Source organism: Cellulomonas sp. P2_B4, from assembly GCF_056404795.1.
This window is the reverse complement of the sequence record NZ_JBFUDI010000080.1, coordinates 1-580: the sequence shown is the minus strand read 5'-3', so window position 1 is coordinate 580 and position 580 is coordinate 1. Positions and strand designations below refer to the sequence as shown.

At 60.0% G+C, this 580-nt stretch carries 1 protein-coding gene; it reads right to left on the bottom strand.

All coding sequences use genetic code 11. The features are described 5' to 3' along the window. Positions 1-73: 73 nt before the first annotated feature. Entirely contained in the window at positions 74-352 is a 279-nt protein-coding gene (locus tag AC1DZC_RS20190; protein ID WP_477044524.1) for a hypothetical protein, read from the bottom strand. Positions 353-580: the final 228 nt, after the last annotated feature.

Genomic DNA, 580 nt, shown 5'->3' with positions numbered 1-580 from the left:
CCTGAGCCCTAGACTCGTAAACCGCGATGGCCACTATGAGAGCAAGGGCCCGTCAGCGGTCAATGTCGGTCAATCAGTTGAGGCCCCRCATCTCGGCCCGATTGCGGGCAAGGTCCTTCATGAAATCGTCCAGCGCGGCCAGGCGGCGCTCTATTTCCGATGCCGGAACACCATTCCATACGGCGTGATCATAGTTTTCGCGAACGGACTTCAGATCGTCACCCGCTTGAAAGCGCTCGGACATGTAGAGCGTCTCAAGAAGCTCCGTCGGACGCTCGCGTTCGCTTGATTTCACCAAAGCGTATTTGACGAGGTATTCGGACATGATGCCGTCGTTGGATGTGCTGACCATKGTCGTCCCCTTTCCCTTTGAAATATGGGTGGCTGGGGGCAGCTAGTCCAGAGCAGTGGCGGCTTTCGGGGCGTGTGCGATTGCCGGCGAACGGGCGCTAGCGATCATGCGCACGAGCTGAGCCGGCGGAACGCGATCCTGCCGTCGAGCGCGGCGGTAGTGGTCGCGGCGAATGGTGTTGCCGGCCGATTATGTGTTCGGACATCTCGTCACCTCGAGGGCCTGAGC